The organism is Burkholderia sp. LAS2, from assembly GCF_018417615.1.
GTDB lineage: Bacteria > Pseudomonadota > Gammaproteobacteria > Burkholderiales > Burkholderiaceae > Burkholderia > Burkholderia sola.
The window spans coordinates 3,919,406-3,939,682 of the sequence record NZ_CP071052.1 but is presented as its reverse complement, the minus strand read 5'-3'; the positions used below and the strand labels follow the sequence as shown (position 1 = coordinate 3,939,682).

Genomic DNA, 20,277 nt, shown 5'->3' with positions numbered 1-20,277 from the left:
TGGATCCGGCGAGCGCCTCCTCATCTGCGGCCAACGTCGAAGCATCACCGTCCCGGCGGCGAACTGCGATAGATCCGGATGCGGCCTCCACTACGGCCGCGTTCGAACGATAGCGTGTCAATAGATCGGAGGCAGGGGATGACCTTGGCAATTGGGGTGATCGGTGTCGGCGTAATGGGATCGGAGCACGCGCGCATTCTGCGTGAGGAGACGTCGGGTGCGGAGTTGGTCGCGGTCTGCGATGCCGATGAAGGGCGCGCGCGGACCGTGGCGGGCGGCGCGAGAGTCTATACGGACCCGCGGCAGCTGATTCGCTCCGAGCATGTCGACGCCGTTCTCGTTGCCGCACCGGACACGCTGCACGGCGACCTCGTACTGCAGTGCATCGAGGCCGACAAGCCGGTTCTGTGCGAGAAGCCGCTGGCCGGTACGGCGGCCGAGGCACTCAAGGTCGTCGACGCGGAAATTGCGAAGAGCCGACGGCTGGTCCAGGTCGGTTATATGCGTCGTTTCGACCAACCGTACATCGAGATGAAGCGTGCTGTCCGGGAGGGCGACATTGGCGCACCGGTTGTCGTGCACAACGTCCACCGAAATCCCATCGCGCCGGACTGGTTCAACGGCCCGATGTCCATCACCAATGCGTTCGTTCACGAAATCGATGCAAGCCGCTGGTTGCTCGATTCCGAACCTGTTGGCGCACGTGTCTACAGTGCTGGAAACGGCGATCCGCTGGTCGTCGTGATGGAAATGGCCGGCGGCGTAATCGTGTCGTCGGAGGTGTTCATGAATTGCCAGTATGGCTATCACGTGCACGTACAGGTCGTCGGGCGAAACGGAACGATCGAGACTGCTCCGCCCGGATGTGTCGGCAGGAATGCCGGCGGCTACGGCATGACGGCCCATGCCGGAAACTGGATCGACCGATTCAGGTCGGCCTATGTGAAGCAGCTCAACGAGTGGGTCCGATCGATCGGCGCCGGCACGTCAAGCGGTGGTGCAAATGCCTGGGATGGCTATGTCACGACGGCAGTCGCAGAGCAGATCGTCGCTGCGATGGGGCGCGGAACATCATTGACGTTCGCGGCCGGGCGTTACCGTCCGACGATGTACGCGTAGTCATGCCAATCCGCGGAAATGCAGAGGTTTGCGCCACTCAGGAGGAAAAATGATCAGAATTGGAATTCTCGGATGTGGGCGCATTGGTCAAGTTCATGCACTCGGTATCAAGCAGATTCCATCGGCAACGCTAGTCGCGGTAGCTGACGTCAACGAGAGCGCCGCAGCGGCCTGTGCTGACCGATTTGGGGTTGACGCACGCGATGCATCGGACATTCTCGAAGGGAATGACATCGATGCGGTGGTGATTGCGACACCGTCATCGACGCATTTCGATCTCGTTCACGCGGCGGTGGTTGCGCGAAAGGCCATCTTTTGCGAGAAGCCCATCGATCTGTCGTCGGAGCGGGTAAGGGCATGCATGGATGCCGTCGAGAATGTGGGCGTGCCCTTCATGACGGCGTTCAACCAGCGGTTCGACCCGCACTTTGGTGAGTTGGCGCGTCGCGTGCACGAGGGTGAGATCGGAAATGTCGAGACCATCACGATCACATCTCGTGATCCGGCGCCGCCGCCGCTGTCGTATCTGAAGACGTCCGGTGGTCTCTTTCGCGACATGATGATTCACGATTTCGACCTCGCGCGATTCCTGTTGCAGGAAGATCCAGTGCGAGTGTTCGCCACCGGATCGGTGCTGGTTGAGCTGTCCATTGCGGAGGTCGGCGACGTGGATACGGCGGCAGTCATCCTGACGACGAAGTCGGGGCAGATCTGCCAGATCTCGAATTCGCGCCGCTCGACCTACGGCTATGACCAGCGACTCGAGGTTCACGGATCGCGCGGCATGCTACGTGTCAAGAACGTTCTCGAGTCTCAGGTGGAGCATGCCACGGAAGTCGGGTTCGCCATGCCGGTCGCGCAACCGTTCTTTCTCGAGCGCTTCGGCGCCTCCTATCTGGCCGAAATGCGCTACTTCGTCGACACCGTGTCGGCAGGAAAAATGCCGCAACCGGATGCCGGCGATGGCCTGAAGGCCCAGTTGATCGCCGATGCGGCCACGCTTTCGTGGCAGCGCGGGCAGCCGGTGGACATCGCTGGCTGATCGACATGACCGGCATGGGCAGGCCAGCCGGTGGGCATTTCACACATATCGGGTGCTCTCATGAAGATCGGTATCATCGGCCTCGGCAACGTAGCAGAGTTGCACGGAACGGCTCTCGCCGAAATGGATCCGCAGTTGTTTTGTGGCGGCTGGAGTCGCACTTACAGGAAGGCACTGCAATTCGTCGACAGGTTCGGGGGGCGCGCATACGAAACCGTTGACGAACTGCTGGGCGACAACGCGGTCGATGCGGTTGTCGTGTGCACGAATACCGCGTCGCACTTCGACATGGCCAGGCGTGCGCTACTGGCAGGCAAACACGTATTGCTCGAGAAGCCGTTGTGCGCGCAGGCGACGCAGATTCGCGAGCTTGCGGAGATTGCACGTTCGTAATCGAGGATCTGCATGCCTTCCCACAATTACGTCTATGCAGAGAGCATGCGGCGACTGCGTGCGCATGTTGCTTCCGGGAAACTGGGAAGGATCGTCAGTTTCTGGGCGATCTACAACAAGCAACATGACGCTTCGATCGGCGCGCCGGATCTGACGATGCGCGAGCTGATGGTGCATCACGCGTACTGCATGCTGTATTTCGTCGGTCGCCCGTCGTCGGTATTCGCGACCGGTTCCAATGTGCACTTTGACGATCCGAACGCCGACGATCAACTGGTGATCACCGCGGAATATCCTAATGGAACGATTGCGAATCTGTGGGGAAGCTTTTCAGCCGACGATCGCAGTCGGGAGCCCTGGTCCGTCTATTTCAAGATCATCGGCTCCGACGGAAGCGGCGTGATCCCGTGGGATGTCACGAAGTTTGGCGACGCGAGACTTCCGTTCTGGGATGACGCGACCTACTGGGACAGCTTTCTTCAGGTCGAAAGCTTCTTCGTGAACGAATGCGTCGCGAAAGGTACGACCCCGTTGTCGACGCTCGACGACGCATATGACGCAGCCGTCGTGCTGGATGCGGCGCGTCGGTCTCTGCGCGAGCGGAGCGCCGTGCCGGTCGTCTACGGTTCCTGAGCAACGCATAGAGGCAAACATGATCAGATACGCTGTTGTAGGTGCTGGATGGATATCGCAGGAGGCGTTCATGCCGGCTGTTGCCCAGACAGGAAATTCGGTGATCGGCGCGTTGGTTTCCGGAAATCCTGACGGCGCGCGGAAGCTCGCGAGATTCCACGGCGTCGATACGATCGTCGGGTACGACGACTACGACCGGATGTTGAACAGCAATGTCGTCGACGCGGTCTATATCGCCGTCCCCAACCCGCTCCACGCCGACTATGCGATTCGCGCAGCGCGAGCCGGAAAGCACGTATTGGTCGAGAAACCGATGGCGACCAACGTCGCGGATGCCGAGGCGATGATTGGGGCGGCAGCCGAGGCCGGCGTGTTGTTGAGCACCTGTTACCGCTTGCATCACGAGGCAGGGACGATCGCGGCACTGGAAGCGATCCGGGAAGGCCGCATCGGTGATCCGAAGTACTTCTGCGGGATGTTCGGATTTCAGTCCGCGACGGGCAACCACCGGCTGGACAGCAAGAACTGGGGCGGCCCGCTTCAAGACATCGGGATTTACTGCGTCAACGCGGCGCGGCATGTCTTCTCCGACGAACCCGTCGATGCGTCGGCGATCACGACGCGCCGGCCCGGAGATTCCCGCTTCTCGGACATCGACGACGCCATTGCTGTCACGTTGCGTTTCCCTCGCGATCGAATCGCGCAGTTCTATTGCAGTTTTGGCACGGCGTCGATCGATATGTACAGGGTGCTGGGAACCGAAGGGGACCTGACCATGGAGCCCGGTTTCAGGTTCGAAACGCCGACGCGAATGGTACTGAACGCGAAGGATGCTTCGGAGACGATGCATTTCCGGCACTGCGATCACTTCGGCGGGTTGATTCAGCAGTTTTCCGAATGCATTCAGAAACGCAGCAAGCCTGCGTCGAGTGTCGAAGAGGGCCTGGCTGACCTGAGGGCCTTGCTGGCGATCGAGGCGTCTGCTCGCACGGGAACGGTGGTGTCCATCGAACCGACGCGTTTCGTCCGCCGAAACCTGACGCTCGATGATGTGCGCGCCGTACCGAGAACGGAAAAGCGGCTGCTGTTGTAGGCGTTCAAGTCGAGAGAACTTGCGCGACACACTATCCGAGGCTCGCTCGGCGTGCCTCGAATTCCTGTCGCGGATGCAGATCCGTGGCGCGAGACTTAGTTGTAGCCGAGGATCGATACCGACCGGAGATCGGGCCGATCGGGAACATTCGCCGCGATGGAAGACATCGGTTCACGCAGAAGGGCGGTGTACGGAGAGACGTTTCGCTGGTCCGTGGCGGGTACGTTTCGATGGTTCGTGCGGGTGACCGAGGCAGCGTTGAGAAGGGCGGTGCCGAGAACTTTCCGTAGCGTCATGGGGCGAGGGTCCAGATATATCCGTCGTTTCGAGATTCGCGGTTTGCCGAATGGCTTTCGCACTCTACGTCATAAAGAAGGAATGCGAATAAATAATAGGATCGGAAATGATCTTGAGCCAACGAGAAATTCTGCACACGGCTGTCAACATTTTCCTGACAAGCAGAGACGAACGTAGCGATGTTCGACGCCAATGTGCTGTCTTCGCCGTGTTGACTCGAGAAGATCGACGGACGCAGGCAGGTGTTCTGTGGCGTATGACGGGACGGAAACCTGCATCCTCGATGGTGAGGCAATGAATACACGCTTTCTGGAGACGTTCGTGACGCTCGCGCAACAAGGCAGCTTCCGGGCTACGGCGCGTCTTCTTCATACTTCGCCCGCGACGATATCGACACGTATCAAGGCGTTGGAAGACGAGTTGAGGACCGAGCTCGTCGATCGAACGGCGGCGGATTTTCGTCTCACCCTGTCTGGGCAGAGCTTGTTGACGCTGGCGATGAACGTGGTAGACGCGACTCGTGCGCTCAAGAAGGCAGCCGGTCTCGATCTCGCGTTACGCGGACCGATACGTTTCGGCGTGATAGACACGATTGTTCACAGCTGGCTTTCCTTGTATGTGACGCAGTTGAGGGAGCGCGTCCCGGGCTTGGTGGTCGAGCTGACCGTAGATTCGAGCCCGGCACTGAACAAGAAAATCTTGCAGGGCGAGCTCGACATGGCTGTCTGCGCAGAGGTTGTTGGGAGCGACAAGGTCACGTCGAGCAGGATTGCAAGCTATCCGGTTCGATGGATTGTCAGCCGGGAGCTGCTTTCCGGTTCGGACATGGATCCGGTTCGCCTCGCCCTGGCGCGGCCGATACTGACATTCGGAAGGGGCACCACGTCGCACCTGGCGGTGGAACGCATCGTCCGAACACTGGCCGGTGGAGCCGGCATCCCGGACGAGGCGATACGCATAACCTGTGCCTCTTCGGTCGCTGCGATCGTGCAATTGGTGCGTGATGGATACGGTGTCGGGGCAGTCCCGCACCTGTTCGTGCACGACGAACTGGAGAACGGGCGAATCGCCGAGCTCGCGCTGGAGCCGCAGCCGCCGTCGATCGACGTGTCGTTGTGCATGCCGGTCAATGCATCACCGGCCGTCGTAGCGGCAGCCGACGCGGCCCGGGATGTGTGCGCTACATACTGCCGAGGAAAACCGGAGACGCTGATTCGGGCCGCGTGACCGATCATCCCGATTGAGGTCGTTCGGGCAGTGGGGGTGTACCGATTGACTTTCGGATTATGGTCGCCGGCGGGTATATGACTTCCCTAGTATGATTCGGCGGCGCGTTGCGGTAGCCTGTCCCATTAGGTATCAGATGTTAGTCTGGTGCGAATTTCATGCTCTCCGCTCGTGAGGCTTTCGGTTTCGGTGCTGGCGCACTTGTCGGGCCGCTGATTTCGGGCGATCGGCGCTCGCGCTCATCCCTACCGGCAAAGAGAATTGGCGATGTTAGTCGAAGTCAGCAAATTCAGGGAATCGCAGGAGTTCGCTCTTCAGACCGTTAACTTTGCACGGTCGATGCTCAATTGTTCGGCCGCCGTGTTCACATGGCTCGATTCGCACGACCAGCTATTGCCGCACACCCAGATGGGATGGCCCGAAGAGACCATCAAGGACTATTACACGGTATTCGCCTCGGCCGATCCGCTGAACGTCTATCGTCTGATCAAACAGCGTGCGACCGTAGTGACCCTCAAAGGGGCAAAGCGCGACGACCAGCACTCCAGTTGGTCGGATTACCAGCGGAAGTACGGGCTCGTGGACGAAGTCGGGTTCCTGTTTTGGGCGGGAGATACGCCACTAGCATGCCTCTCCGTCATCAAGAAGCAAGGCGATAGCCCGTTCTCGACTCCCGAACCCTTCGGACAGATGTACGACTATATGCAGCACAGCTTCTCGATGCTTGCGTCCGTCAAGAAGGTCCAGGCAGACCACGCGCTGCGAAACGAGTATTTCCTGACGGAGCGGGAGCTCGCAGTCGCGTCTCTGATGACCGCCGGCCTGTCCAACAAGGATATCGCCGAGACGCTGGGCATCGAGCTTGCCACCGTCAAGTCGCATGTCATTCGAATCCTGGGCAAGCTGGGCATCGAGAGCCGAACCCAGCTTGCGGCATTCTCCGCCGACCTGGGCACACCGACCACGAAATAGCCTGGGTGCACCGGGGCGGTGCGTTCGTCCTCGTCACCGGTTGCATCAATGGAAATTTTTCTCATCCTTTGGATGGACGAGCGGCGTCTTGGCCATACATACAATGGTTTCAAGGCCGCCGGACATCATTCAGACGGTCGTAACGCTCGCATTGGTTCATGCCTGTTGCGTGGCCTGACAGCTCACTTCATCGATCACGATCTACAACCTTGAGGATGGTGCGCGTTACACATGGCTTGAGCGGCGTCCGGCTGTCAATTCGCATAACGAATTAACTTCCGATGCGTGACGGGTGTTTGCCGAGTGCCGGTTGATGGTGGACCGTCTTCGGTCCAGCTCGCCGAACTGATAGAAATTCGTGATCTGCATGCATCGAGAATCACAATTGGACCTCGTCTAATTGGCGCAAGACGATGCATGCACGCGAATCCTGGAAACAGAAAGCGCACGATTCGCCGGCTCAGTGAGCAGCGCACGTGCTGGTCAAAGTGAAGTCAAGGAGACGTTTCAGTGAATGATTATTCCGGGCGCGTGGTTGTCGTAACCGGTGCTGGTTCCGGCATGGGGCGAGCAATGGTTCGCGAGTTCGTTTCGAGAGGGGCGAACGTAGCCGCACTCGACATCAATCTCAAGAATGCCGTTGCCACCGTCGAAGCGTTGGCGAATCCGTCGATGGCGTACGCACATCAAGTGGACGTCAGCGACCCGCGTAGCGTCGAGGCCGCTGTCAAGGCGGTGATCGAGCGTTGGGGGCACATCGATCTTCTGTGCAATAACGCCGGCATTCTGGATGGACACGCGACGGCTCACGAGGTGAGCGTCGAAGAGTGGGACCGCGTCATTGCCGTTAACCTCACGGGACCGTTCCTGATGGCCCGAGCGGTCATTCCGCAGATGCTGAAGCAAGGCAAAGGGGCGATCGTGAACACGTCGTCCACCTCGGGCTTCAGTGCTGCGGGTGGCGGGACCGCCTACACGGCGTCCAAACACGGTGTGATCGGTCTGACTCGACAACTCACGTTCGAATACGGCGCGCGCGGCATTCGCGTCAATACGATTTGCCCGGGCGCAACCGCAACCCCGCTGGCGATGTCGGAGCACACGACGGCGAATTCGCCCGATATGGAGGCGGCCCTTCAGAAATTCCCGGCCCGCCGCTGGTGTCAGCCGGAAGAAATTGCCAAGCTCGCTGCGTATCTGGGCGGCGACGATGCCGACTTCGTGCATGGCAGCGAGTACGTGATGGACGGCGGCTGGCTTGCTGCTGCCCGGGATCCCTTCTGAGCGGGCGTTTGGCTACACGCGTGGCGCGGCGCAGGTGCCCGCGCCTGCACATGTCGGTGGAACAACAGGAGCTTGTGAATGTTTTCGAATCGTGAATGGCCGGAGACCGGCATCGAAGGTTTCAAGCGGGGCTTTCAGACGGTTGATGGCGTGCGGATGCATTATGTGAGCGGCGGCAAGGCGGACGGCGACGTGCTGGTTCTGATTTGCGGTTTCCCCCAAAGCTGGTATGCGTGGCGCAAGGTTTTGCCGCTGCTTGGGGATCGGTACCGTGTTATTGCTCCGGATCTTCCCGGGCAAGGTGACTCGGACCGTCCCGCGGGTACGCTCGACACGGTCAAGGCCGCCAGGCTCCTTCGTGGCCTGGTCGAGAAACTCGGTGTCGATCGACATGCACTTGTCGTACACGACATCGGTGGATGGGTCGGTTATCCCTATGCGGCGATGAATGGCGACAAGGTCACGGCCCTCGCGATCCTCGACACGGGTATCCCGGGCATCAGTCTTCCGGATACGCTGCCGTGGGCTTCCGACGTTGCGTGGCGGACGTGGCACGTCGCATTCCACAACATCCCGGATCTTCCCGAAGCGCTCTTGGCCGGCCGCGAGCACATCTATCTCGAGTGGTATTTGCAACGGAAGGCGGCAAACCCGCAGGTGTTCTCCCAAGCGGACTTCGAGGAATACCATCGCGTGTTCCTGACGAATGGCCTGAAAGGTGGCCTCGCTTACTACCGTGCTATCTCGGTGTCGGCCGAGCAGAATCGCGAATTGAGCGCGAAGGGCAAGCTCAAGATGCCGGTTCTTGCGGTCCGTGCAGATCAGGGATCAATGCCCGACCTGGTTCCGCAGCTGCAGCAGGTCGCGGCGGACGTTCGCGGCACGATGGTCGCTTCCGGACACTATATCCCGGAAGAGGCGCCCGAGGCGCTTGCAAAGGAACTCGAGAGTTTCTTCGGCTAGTACGAGCGGACAAGCCGGCGCCGCTTCTGACGATCCAGCCAGCGTCTGGAGAAATCCGTCGCCCGGTTCGAACGGGTATGGAGCGCGCGCCGCATGCTGCCTAGCGATGTCAGTGCGTCGTGGGCGCTGCACTCCGTTCGACGAGAGATTGTTGATCTTGAGACGGAAACGGCTGGTATCGAAGCAATTCGATAGTTTATTTGATCAGTATTCCTAGTGAAATTAACTTTGGTGATTTGGGGGGGGAATGAACAAAAAAGTCATTGCAGTCGCCGCACTGAGCATCGTAGCTTACTCGCAAGCAAAGGCTCAAAGTTCCGTGACGCTCTATGGGATCGTCGACACGGGTGTGGGCTATGTGCACAACAGCGGCGGACAGAGTTCGCAAGTAAGGATGTTGCCCAGCAATCTTTCGGCTTCCCTGTGGGGATTGAAGGGAACGGAGGATCTGGGTGGCGGGCTCTCGGCCATCTTTACAGTAGAGAGCGGCTTTGACGGCACGAACGGCGCGCTTGCGACACCGGGCAAGTTGTTCAGCCGACAAGCGTTCGTGGGCATTTCGAGCCAGTACGGCACCCTGACGTTCGGTCGTCAGTACGATCCGCTGACCGACCTCGAACAGCAGTTGACCGCCGATGTCTACAGCGGCTGGTTCGCTACGCCGGGTGACGTCGACAATTACGACTCGAGTGCTCGATTCAATAACGCCGTGAAATGGGTGAGTCCGTCGTGGGGCGGCGTTTCGGCCGAGGTCATGTATGCGCTCGGCGGCGTCGCTGGATCCACGGGGTCGGGGCAGACGTGGAGCGCAGCAGTTGGCTATCAAAGCACGTCGTTCAGCGTCGGCGGCGGCGTTCTCCACATCGACAACGGCAACGCGACGTTGGGCAATCGCGGCACTTCCTCGTCCGACTCGCTGTTTAATTCGCCGGTGAATGCGGCTTATGCGTCAGCCCGGTCGATCAATATCGCCCGGATCGGTGCCAATTACGTTGCGGGCCCGTTCACGGTGGGCGCGGCGTATGGCTATGCCCAGTATTCGGCCGATTCGGCATCGACGTTCACGGGGTCGGAGAAGTATCACAACGGTTCGGTCTTTGCCCAGTATCAAGTGACGCCTGCGTTCCTGCTCATCGCCGGCTACAACTACACGCGCGCACTGGGGGATTCGTCTGCCAAGTACCACCAGGTGAATATCGGGGCCGACTACAGCTTGAGCAAGCGCACCGACGTCTATGCGCTCGCAGGGTATCAGCATGCAAGCGGGCAGAACGGGCAAGGCGCCGCCGAGGCTTCCATCGGGTCGTACGGAATTGCGGCGGGCAAAGGTACTCAGGAAGTTGTAGCCGTCGGCCTGCGGCACAAGTTCTGAAGCAATCTGTATGAGGCGCCGCGGACCGATACGAGGGTGATTCCTTCGTGAGTTCCGCGGCGCCGCGTTGCTCATTTTCCTGACACGAAGGTATTGGGATTTCTGTATGCCGGCATCAACTCACTCCGATGATGATTACGCGTCCAGTCCGGTTCCTGAAGATGCAAGGACCGGTTGGCAGGGCATATTCTTCGCTACGTTAGGTATTGCGACCGCGCTTTTCTTTGCTCAGATTGCGTCGATCATTACCGTGAGGTTTGGCGTAGCAGCCGCGCTGATCGGACTGGCCTACGGATACTGCGTTTCGACATTCGTCGGTGTGCTGCTCGTTCGTCGATCCATTCAGACAGGGTTTGGCATCAATATCTGGGCCAGAACCGTGCTCGGATATCGTGGAGCGGGATTATTCAGCCTGGCCTACGGAGTGGCCTGCCTCACTTACTTCGTCGCAGAAGCCAACATCATGGGGGCTTCGCTACAGGCTCTCTTTCCGCAAGCTCCTCATGCGTTGATATACATCTGCCTTGTCTTCGTCATGTTGCCGCTCGTGTGGTCGGGCATGAAGGTTCTTGCAAGATTCCAGACGATGAGTCTGGTGCTGTTCGTTGTGTTTGTTGTGTGGGCGATAAGAAACGCGCTTGATGTTCCCGTGGCTGGCGCTCCGCTCCCGGAGATTCGGCTTGCGGCAGCCCCCTTCACCAGCCTGCTTGAAGTATTGGGCATCGTTAACGGTCTCGCCTTCATCATTGGTCTTGTGACGGCCGACTATGCAAGATTTGTGCGCAAACGGGAACTCCGAGCAGGGACGGTGTTTGTTGGCGCGTTGTTTCCAGCGTTCTGTTACGGGATCACCGGGATCTTGGGGATCTGGTTCGCTGTCCAGATGCGGGAAAGCAATCCTGGCGTCTATTTCGTTTCGTTGCTGGGTGCGGGGGGGATCATTTTCGCGTGTACGACGCAGCTCAGAATCAATCTCGGGAACATCTACTCAGGCACCGTTGCTTTCGTCAACGCACTCGAGCATCTATTTGGCGTTTCCGTCAGCAGAAGAGTCGTCATCGTTGCTTTCTGCGCGGTTGCGGCCGCTGTGCTGATTTCAGATGGTACGCACTTGCTCGCGAGTGCCCTGAACTATATCGGTATGTCCATGGCTTGCTTCGTCACGTTGCTTCTCGTCGATCAGTTCTGGGCTGGACGATCCCGAGATGTGCCCGATGTCATGCCTCAAGTGATCAAGAACTGGCGATGGACGGGATTGAGCTCATGCCTGATCGCAACCCTATGTGGAGTGTGCCTCGGTAACGCATCGCTCTTCCCATCGTTGTACCAGTGGGCGACACCGGTGTCGGTGCTTGTCCAGGTGATCCTCTTTGTTGGTATCGAATCGTACTGCAATCGACGAAGGGAACTGTCGTCACATGCTGCCTCGAGTTAGAGGGACCACTTGAGAAACGGACCTGTTTTCTGGAGCGCTAGGCTACCTGACGCCAGCAAAGGTCACTTTCGAGGAAGGTTTGAGAATGCGGAAGCGCTTTACGGACGAGCAAATCATCGGCTTCTTGAGAGAGGCCGAAGCTGGCGAGGCGGTCCAGTATCTGTGCAGGACGTACGGTTTCAGCGATACCTCCTTCTACTCGTGGCGGGCGAAGTTTGGTGGCAACGACGGCGTTGAATCGAAAAGGTTGAGGTACCTTGAGGGCGAGAATGATCGACTAAGGGAGCTATTGGCGGAGGCCTTGGCCAAGCAAGGGGCATCGGGTATCGCTAGAGACGATGTATAGATCGTCCACGTCGCCTGGGTCGTCGTCGTTCCGATGTCGTTGTGATTGGCGTCGAGCGATCCGGCGTGGACTTGAACAGATCATGATGCTTCACGCTTTGTCGATTGTAACCACCTCTGCGCTTCAATGTCCGGTTGGCGCGCAGACCTCAGTAGTGGACCCAACAGGGAACCGAGTCATGCGAAAGATATTCCTGCGATCGCTGCATAGCCGTCATCCGATTGACTCAGCGGAGGTCTCTGCTTGTCAGACGGATTCCGATGCTGGAATCCGTAACATTGAGTCAGACCGAAGCAGCTTCGTTACGTACTACAGCCTCGGACAAGTGGTTGCGCACCTGCGTTTCGACGCGCGGCATGGAGAGCAGAGTCCGGCCGAGCGTAGCCGAAAGTAAAAAAACCGGTCCAACGTCAGATCACGGCATGGAAGCGGCCACCGCGAGAGTACGCGGTGGAAACGCCACTGAACGTGCCAATTCGGCCCCGATCTTTCGTCTGTACCTTTGACGAAGCTGTCGAAACCATGGCGTGTCAAGCTGATGGTATTGCGAAAGCTTGCAGGCTCAGCGGGCCGCGTGCGTTCGTATGGTGCCTGGAGCGGGGCGCAAGTCGTTTCGACGGCCTGGTTGAGGGCGGCGTCGGTTCGCCCCGCCTGCAACTGAACTGCAATGGACCGCACGCATCACACTTCGCTTCCACGAGGCGGGACTGCAACGGTCAATCCGCGGTTATCGAGTGCAGAAATGACGCGACTTGTGACCGCGTATTCAATCCGAGCTTTGCCAGAACCCTTCCCACGTGCGTTTTGACCGTCACCAGCTCGATCTGGCATTCGTGGCAAATTTCCTTGTTGGAAAGTCCACTCGCAATCAAGTTGGCGATCGCTAGCTCGCGGGCTGTCAATAGATGTTGCTCGGTGAGTTTCCGATTGCGTCGATGGGTTTTTATTGAATCCAATCCGAGAAGGTTGTACTGGATATAGCTATGCATTTCCTGGAGTACGGATTCATTGTCGAGCGTTTTGTCGTGTCTGCCTTTTAGAACATTGAGAAAAGCGATGGCTCGGTTGTCCTGCCAAAAGACAAAGGCGGCCTCGTCCACGAACCCATACCGCGCCATAAACTGTGCGTATGGGATGTGGCAATCTCTAAATCTATTGTCTGCAATCTTTCTTAGAGTAACGACCGAAGATCTGTTTGATAAAAGGAAGTCGGGGGAGATCGGATCGAACTCTCTGAAGTCTCGGTAATAGTCGCGAATCATCACGTCGCCGAGGCCGTGTTCCGTGCACGGTGGAATCTTCTGGGTAGCGTCAAACCAGGTAAAGATTGCGGCAGACGATTCCAGAAGGGTTTGGGAAAACGCAATGGTCCGCTTGGCGAAGTCCTTGCAATCGTCGTTCAGATGATATCGCATGGTTTATCCAAGTGGAATAGACAAAGGATCCTTTTCCGAACCTGTCTGACGGAGGCTGGAACGCTGGCGGCCTACGCGAAAAGGCTGCTAGCGCGATGTTCAACGATTGGATGCAAGAACCGAGCCAAGGCGACTGGCGGGTCACACGCTCCCGTATATGGCGACGGTGGCGACGAATCCGGCCAAGTGCCAGGGTGCCGTAGAGGTAGACGCACGATCTGGAAGCGCATCATTGCACGTTGGTCGTGCATGGCGCACCACGCGCGATCGGCGCTCCATCTTGAAGCGACGCATAGATACTTTCGGAGGATGTTGGCCAGAAATTCGCTGAATATAGTTCGACTACCAAGTCAACGGGTTCTGCGGTACACGCATCACAGTGCGATACCGAGAGAACCGCGTACAGAAAAGAGGTGGCTCGAATGAAGACAAGCGGTTACATGGCGATTGCAGAGAAGGGAAATAAACTTACCGGGAACATGGGCGCCTTTGGGCTTGCGCTGAGCGTTCTGGCTTTTTCGGCCCCTCTCACGACCGTATCGGGATATGTGCCGGTCGCGTTGATGTATGGCGGTGCAGCCAGCCCTACCATCTTCATCGCGACGATGGTTCTGCTGATGCTGTTCTCGCTGGGGTATCTGACACTCAACCATGCTGCGAAGCGACCAGGCGACTTCTACGCATTCATCACGCATGGATTGGGCAGGAGTGCCGGGCTTGGAGCCGGAATGCTCGCCACGATTACGTACTTCATCATCCTTGCCGGTGTTCCGGCGTATTTTGGCGTTGCGTCCGCTGATCTGCAGCGGACGCTCACGGGATGGGCATTCCCCTGGTACTACTTTACGCTCGCATGCTGGCTTGCCATCGCGATTTTCGGATATCTGCACATCGAAGTATCCGCGAAGTTCCTGACTTGGGTAATGGTCGCCGAAGTCATCGTTTGCATCGCGTTCTGCACTGGAGTTATTGGCAGCAATCCCCCGAGCGACTTGCCGCCGAACGCCATTTTTTCCCCATCCGGATTGTTGAACGCGAACAGCCCGTTTGCCATGCTGTTTGCCGTCTCTTTCTTTATGGGGTTCGAGGCGACAGCATTGTTCCGTGATGAGGTGCGCGACCCGGATAGAACCATTCCGCGAGCAACTTATGGTGCGGTTATCTTCATCGGTCTGTTGTATACGTTCTGCGCATATGCACTGATTCGCGTGTATGGACACGACGTGATCTCCGTCGCAACGCAATCGCCCGCCACCATGTTTCAGAATGCCTTCGACAAGTTCGTCAGTGCGCGGATGCGCACGCCGGTCGCGATCCTGGTTTTGACCTCGGCGTTTGCGTCCAGCTTGTCCATTCATAACGTGCTGACGCGTTATCTTCACAACCTCGGCATCGACGGCGCATTTCCGCAGTACCTGAGTGCGATCCATCCGAAGCATTTGTCACCGCACCGCTCGTCCGTTACGGTTTCGACGCTGACGCTGCTTGTTCTTCTGCCGTTCATCGTGACCGGGGCCCAACCGGAATTGCTTTACGGTCGACTGTCTGGCGTCGGTACCGCAGGAGGACTGATCCTTATGACCGTCGTGAATGTTTCATGTCTCGTCTGGTATTTCCGCGAGGGGCGGTTCATCGGTGCAGGCGTTTTCAAAGCGTGTGTTGCGCCCGGCATCTCCGCAGTCCTGTTTGTTGCGCTCGTCGTCCTCGTTGGCAAGCACTTCGAGCTTCTCGTTGGCGGCGAACCGGGCCAAAGCACGTGGATGCTCTATAGCCTGTGCGCAGTGCAGATTTTCGGGATGGCATTGGCCGTTTATTTCAGGAAGGCCAAGCCGGAAGTGTTCCGGCGGTTGGGGCGCAATCGTGACGTCGAGCCGCGAGATGGTGGCACGGACGACGAGGCCGTTCTCGCCGTCACGCAATGACATATCCATGCTTCGGATGTGAATCTCGATAGCTTCGGCTTCAGTCGCGAAGCAACTCGGCATCCGATTCATCTCCGTTTCAAGAGACCAGTCCAGGTACGTTCATGCGCATCATTAATCCATCCATTGCCGTTGTGGGAAGCGGACCGTCCGGGTGCTACCTGGCGCAATCGTTGATAAAGGTTTGGCCGGATTCTGCAGTGTCGGTGTTTGAATCGGAGCCGGTACCATTCGGTCTGTTGCGTTACGGCATCGCGGCCGATCATCAGGGTTCGAAATCCGTGGCGATGCAGTTCGATCGTCTGTTTAGACGCGATGGGGTCAATTTTTTCGGGAATGTAACTATCGGAAAAGACCTGTCGTTTGAGCGATTGACAGAGAGTTTCGACATTGTGGCGCTCGCGACTGGTTTGGCAACGGATTCGGTACTTCCGGTTCCACAACACCCGAAAGCAAACGTCGTTGGGGCAGGCGAAATACTGCGGGCGCTGAACGGCTATCCCGAGCCTCGGTTGCCCCATGACAGAGGGCGATTTTGCTCCTTGGGTGAATCGTTGGCGATTGTCGGGCACGGGAACGTCGCCATAGACGTTGCCCGGTTGCTGGCCAAACGCATCGAGCAATTCGATAACTCCGATATCGACGACGAGCGGCTATCGATGCTTCGCTCGAATCATCTCGAGCGGATTCATCTTGTCGGAAGATCCAGCGCAGGCGACGCGAAATTTGACCTTGCCATGCTGCGTGAACTTTGTGATCTGGGACATGTAAAGGTATCTGCATCGGGTCTTTCGGACGACGATCAGAGCGAAAAGGCACAAGTGCTGCGGAATGCCGCGAGGCGCATCGTATATGCCAAACCGCTGGTGGAAATTGTTTTCCACTTCGAATGTACGCCGGTGCAGGTCGACGCACTGCTGACGAAAAGCGTTTTGCGCGGACACTCGAAAGCGGAAGGTATCGTGAGTTTTCACGTCGACACGATCGTTACTGCGATTGGTTTTACGAACGAGGTCGGCGATATCGGCGCGCGATGCGGGCCGTGGCGTTCGTTCAATGTATTCGAGGTCGGTTGGGCGAAGAACGGCGGAAAGGGCGGGGTTGCCGCGAATCGCAGAGACGCACAAGCCGTGGCCGCGCAGATCGTTGCGATGGTGCAAGACGGAGCGCTGCCGATCGGCCGGCCTGGACTGGCCGCGCTCGGAGACCAGTTTCCAGCCGATTTCGTGAATTACGCCGGCTGGCTGGAGGTGGACCGGTATGAACGGGATGCGGCGGGGCCGAACAGGCTCCGCAAGAAAATTGCAGATCGCAGGCGCCTGCTGGAAGTGGCAAGGCAGATCGTGAGCGTGGGGTAATCGTCTAAATATGAGCAAAAAGAAATGAATGCATCGATTCTGATTCTGTTTGGCACGGAGAGCGGTAACGCAGAGATGGTTGCCGATGATATTGCGATGTGCTTCGCCGAGAAAGATATGCCGAGCGTCGTCAAATCGATGGCGGATCAAGCCGTGGACGAACTGGAGGCTGTCAGTTTCGCGATCGTTGTTACTTCTACGTACGGCGAGGGCGATATGCCGGAGACGACCGAGCCGTTCTATCGCGCGCTCATCGCGAAGCGTCCCGATCTGGCTTCGATGAGATTTGCCGCGTTTGGGCTCGGGGATTCCAGCTACGAGAATTACAACCGTGCAATCGATCTATTGACTGAGATGCTCGCTTCGTGCGGCGCCACGCAAATTGGCGAAACGGGACGACACAATGCATCGAAAGGCATGCCTGCAAACCAGATGGCGGTGGCATGGTCCCAGGGCATCCTTTCGATTTTGGGCAAATAAGGGGGTTTCGATGAAAAATCAAACGGGCGATTTCATGAACGATCCTTACCTTCCGTGGGCGGACCTCGCGTTTCGCGACAACCCGTATCCGTGGTATGAGCGATTGCAACGCGAGGCACCGGTGTATCGGATTAGCGAACGTGAGTTCGTCGTCTCGAAGTATTCCGACTATGTGGAGTTTGCCAAGCATCCAGCGATGAGCATGGAGGAGCCGAACTGGGTGAAACCCCATCCGTGGCACGTGTTCAAGGAAAGTGTGCTGTTCTACGACCCGCCACGGCAGACGCTATTGCGGCGGCACTTCAACAAGTGGTTCACGCCGAAGATGGTCGCGGAGTGGGCGAAGCATACAAAGGCGCTTGTGAGCGACGCGCTGGACAATATCGCGCAAGATGGCATTGTCGAGGCCCATCACACTATTTGTGTCGTACCCACGCACGTCACGATGTGCCGCATCTTCGACATACCGGAAGACGACATCGAAGGTGTGATAGAGAACGGATTGCGTATTGTCATGGCTCAGTCTCCGGCTTCAACGAAGGCGCAGCTGGACGATGCGGTAGAGGGCTTCAAGTATCTGTTCGACCGGTGCAACGCGTTTGTTGCCGAGAAGCGCCGAAATCCTGGCAACGGTCTTGCGGACGCACTAATCGAGGCACAAGCGCGAGGCGAACTATCCGAGGCTGAAGTCGTCCAGGCCATGGTCAATTTTTTCTTCTCCGGTGCACCTAATCCGGCTTACGTACTCGCGTCGACGTTGGAGCATTTCACGCGCGAGCCTGAACTCTTCGACCTCTACAAAGCCGATCGAGAAAGCCGCCAGGCGATGATCAACGAATTCCTGCGCCTGTATCCGCCAGAGATGTCCTTCACTCGGTACAACAAGGCTGCGGTTACGATCAGAGGCACGGTGATCCCGGAAAATAGCGTCATTCGCTTCATGACGGCGGCAGTCAATCGGGATCCTGATGTGTTCGAGGATCCGAACACATTCGACCATACTCGTTCGATGCGTGAAAGCCAGATGCTGTCGTTCGGCATCGGAACACACAGCTGCGCGGGGCAATTGATCAGCCGCGTCGAGATCGAGGTGATCTTGTCAGCCATAGCGGAACGCTATTCACGCGTGGAGCTCGCCGGCTCTCCCGCGGTTCAGCACGACGATCGCATTCGCAACTATTTGACTTTGCCGTTGCGCTTTTCCTGAAGCGACCAAGGGCGCGAATCGGGGGATGCTTGCTGATCGGGGTATTCCGGATTGGCGCTCAAGGAGCGTCTCGCGAGCAACAACTGCTCGGGGCGCTCCCTTCATTCCGCTATCGGCGACCCGCCCGGTGTCGTCATGCGCACGCTGTCGACCGTATCGTCCGTTGCTTCCATCATTCCACATCCGCGCTCCGATAGCATGCCTTCCAAAAGCCGCTCGTCCGGTAAGTTTCCCGGCGATGTCCCAACCTCACGACATCAATGGTTCGCCGTATTTGCCGTCGCGGTCAGCGCATTTGCGTTCGTCACTTGCGAATTTCTACCGGTCGGCCTTCTGGCGCACATCGCTCTGGATCTGCATGTCACGTCCGGGACGGCAGGCTTGATGATGACTTTGCCCGGCGTGATGGCTGCCTTGGCCGCGCCGACCTCGGTGGTTGTTGCTGGAAAATGGGATCGCAGGTACATACTTTTAATATTAACCGGATTGCTGACGTGCTCAAGCTTCGTCAGTGCGTACTCGACGAACTTCACGACGATGCTTGCCGGCAGGGCACTGTTGGGGATCGCATTGGGAGGGTTCTGGACGCTCGCGACCGCGGCGGCGGGGCGCATGGTGCAAGCCCGGGATACGGCGCGTGCGATCGCATGCATCCTGGGCGGGGTTGCATCGGCTACTGTCATTGGTGTGCCGCTCGGGACCCTGATCGCTACGCTCGCGTCCTGGCGGGAATCGTTCGTTGCGACCGGTGTCCTCGCAACGGTAGCGCTCTTTGCGCAGGTCGCCTTCGTGCCGAAGCTGACAGCTGAAACCACCGTGGGCGTTCAGGACTTCATTTCGCTGCTGCGCCGGCCGCACGTGCGTCTGAGTCTGATGATGGTGGCGTTCGTATTCGGCGCGCATTTTTCCGCCTATACGTACCTGGAACCTCGTCTCGGAGAGGACTTTTCGGTATCGGAGATTTCAAGCCTGCTGATGGTGTTTGGTATTGTCGGCTTCATGTCGAACGTGACGCTTTCGGCGGTGATGGATGGCCACGTGAAAGTCGCCACCGCGATCGCGACGGCTCTGCTGTTCTTCGCATTGTTGCTGATGGTGGTACTGGATCATGCGCGAATCGGCGAGGCCGCAGCATTGTCGCTCTGGGGCGTAGCGTTCGGTGCAATCCCGTTGTGCTTCAGCATCTGGACTCAGCACGATGCCGCTGACTGCCCCGAAGTCGGTTCGGCGCTCTTCATTTGCGTTGTTCAAGTCGCCATCGCGATTGGGTCCGCCGTGGGAGGGCTGATCGTCGATCATATGGGCATACGAGCAGATTTCTCTATCGGGTGTATTTCCTCCGTGCTCGGGTTGGTGACCCTATGCACACTGAAGGCCCCATCGTGCGGGCAGCGGGCGTTTTTGCCTGCTACGGGTAGAACCGTAGTCGGCCAACATCCTGGCTCGTCACGCCGAGATAGCCCGCCAGTCTCTGAATAATCGCCATCCAATCCAACGATTCGCCTAACCATTTCCCGCTTCAGATCGCGGTCTGGAGTTGATGGGGTCGTGCGACATGGTGTCCCCACCGCAACCGCGAGGACGTACTTGCCGCGATCGGGGAATACGAACTCGCCGCCATCGTGACCGTTATGAAAGTGCAGCGTTGAAAGACCATCACGGTTCGAAGCGAAGCCTCGCTTCTCGGCCTTCGTCCCCCGGATGCTGATCGCTGACCCT

General features: G+C 58.1%; 17 protein-coding genes and 1 pseudogene. 17 read left to right on the top strand and 1 reads right to left on the bottom strand.

What is annotated here, in order from left to right; genetic code table 11:
* Positions 1–138 precede the first annotated feature (138 nt).
* The 12 genes and pseudogenes from JYG37_RS18140 to JYG37_RS18085 form a co-directional block, all read left to right on the top strand.
* On the top strand, positions 139–1,119 hold the full coding sequence (locus JYG37_RS18140) for a Gfo/Idh/MocA family protein (protein ID WP_050011207.1): 981 nt from the start codon (positions 139–141) through the stop codon (positions 1,117–1,119).
* A 49-nt stretch (positions 1,120–1,168) separates the two neighbouring features.
* Positions 1,169–2,161 (top strand): inositol 2-dehydrogenase, encoded by a 993-nt coding sequence (gene iolG / locus JYG37_RS18135; RefSeq protein ID WP_050011206.1) that lies wholly within the window; start codon positions 1,169–1,171, stop codon positions 2,159–2,161.
* A 60-nt stretch (positions 2,162–2,221) separates the two neighbouring features.
* Complete coding sequence (locus tag JYG37_RS18130; protein WP_213345686.1) at positions 2,222–2,554, top strand: Gfo/Idh/MocA family protein; 333 nt, start codon at positions 2,222–2,224, stop codon at positions 2,552–2,554.
* A 12-nt stretch (positions 2,555–2,566) separates the two neighbouring features.
* Positions 2,567–3,187, top strand: coding sequence for a Gfo/Idh/MocA family protein (locus tag JYG37_RS18125; RefSeq protein ID WP_213345685.1), 621 nt, complete (start codon positions 2,567–2,569; stop codon positions 3,185–3,187).
* On the top strand, positions 3,108–4,280 hold the full coding sequence (locus JYG37_RS18120; RefSeq protein ID WP_311767832.1) for a Gfo/Idh/MocA family protein: 1,173 nt from the start codon (positions 3,108–3,110) through the stop codon (positions 4,278–4,280). The genes JYG37_RS18125 and JYG37_RS18120 overlap by 80 nt, the downstream gene beginning before the upstream one ends.
* A 591-nt stretch (positions 4,281–4,871) precedes the next feature.
* A complete protein-coding gene (locus tag JYG37_RS18115) occupies positions 4,872–5,804 on the top strand; it encodes a LysR family transcriptional regulator (RefSeq protein WP_050011390.1) in 933 nt (310 codons plus the stop codon).
* Between the two features lie 267 nt (positions 5,805–6,071).
* Complete coding sequence (locus JYG37_RS18110; protein ID WP_060067741.1) at positions 6,072–6,776, top strand: response regulator transcription factor; 705 nt, start codon at positions 6,072–6,074, stop codon at positions 6,774–6,776.
* Positions 6,777–7,286: 510 nt separating this feature from the next.
* Positions 7,287–8,060, top strand: a complete 774-nt coding sequence (locus JYG37_RS18105) for an SDR family NAD(P)-dependent oxidoreductase (RefSeq protein ID WP_048985709.1) — start codon at positions 7,287–7,289, stop codon at positions 8,058–8,060.
* A gap of 78 nt (positions 8,061–8,138) precedes the next feature.
* Complete coding sequence (locus JYG37_RS18100) at positions 8,139–9,023, top strand: alpha/beta fold hydrolase (protein ID WP_089489203.1); 885 nt, start codon at positions 8,139–8,141, stop codon at positions 9,021–9,023.
* A gap of 247 nt (positions 9,024–9,270) precedes the next feature.
* Entirely contained in the window at positions 9,271–10,395 is a 1,125-nt protein-coding gene (locus tag JYG37_RS18095; RefSeq protein WP_050011200.1) for a porin, read from the top strand.
* A gap of 106 nt (positions 10,396–10,501) precedes the next feature.
* Positions 10,502–11,830, top strand: coding sequence for a purine-cytosine permease family protein (locus tag JYG37_RS18090; RefSeq protein WP_204384164.1), 1,329 nt, complete (start codon positions 10,502–10,504; stop codon positions 11,828–11,830).
* 85 nt (positions 11,831–11,915) lie between these two features.
* A pseudogene (locus tag JYG37_RS18085) lies at positions 11,916–12,134 on the top strand (transposase); the annotation flags it as partial.
* 758 nt (positions 12,135–12,892) lie between these two features.
* Here the strand turns inward: JYG37_RS18085 and JYG37_RS18080 are convergent.
* Positions 12,893–13,591, bottom strand: coding sequence for a response regulator transcription factor (locus tag JYG37_RS18080; RefSeq protein ID WP_050011198.1), 699 nt, complete (start codon positions 13,589–13,591; stop codon positions 12,893–12,895).
* A gap of 422 nt (positions 13,592–14,013) precedes the next feature.
* On the opposite strand from JYG37_RS18080, the gene JYG37_RS18075 reads away from it, so the two are divergent.
* From JYG37_RS18075 to JYG37_RS18055, 5 genes are all read left to right on the top strand, one after another.
* Positions 14,014–15,513 carry an APC family permease gene (locus JYG37_RS18075; protein ID WP_124630500.1) on the top strand — a complete coding sequence of 500 codons (1,500 nt, stop codon included), beginning with the start codon at positions 14,014–14,016 and terminating at the stop codon, positions 15,511–15,513.
* A 104-nt stretch (positions 15,514–15,617) separates the two neighbouring features.
* Positions 15,618–16,871 (top strand): ferredoxin--NADP reductase domain-containing protein, encoded by a 1,254-nt coding sequence (locus tag JYG37_RS18070; RefSeq protein WP_063772873.1) that lies wholly within the window; start codon positions 15,618–15,620, stop codon positions 16,869–16,871.
* 24 nt (positions 16,872–16,895) lie between these two features.
* Positions 16,896–17,351, top strand: a complete 456-nt coding sequence (locus JYG37_RS18065; protein ID WP_050011195.1) for a flavodoxin domain-containing protein — start codon at positions 16,896–16,898, stop codon at positions 17,349–17,351.
* A gap of 10 nt (positions 17,352–17,361) precedes the next feature.
* Complete coding sequence (locus JYG37_RS18060) at positions 17,362–18,558, top strand: cytochrome P450 (protein WP_176015406.1); 1,197 nt, start codon at positions 17,362–17,364, stop codon at positions 18,556–18,558.
* Between the two features lie 51 nt (positions 18,559–18,609).
* Positions 18,610–20,037, top strand: a complete 1,428-nt coding sequence (locus JYG37_RS18055; protein ID WP_124660029.1) for an MFS transporter — start codon at positions 18,610–18,612, stop codon at positions 20,035–20,037.
* Positions 20,038–20,277 lie beyond the last annotated feature (240 nt).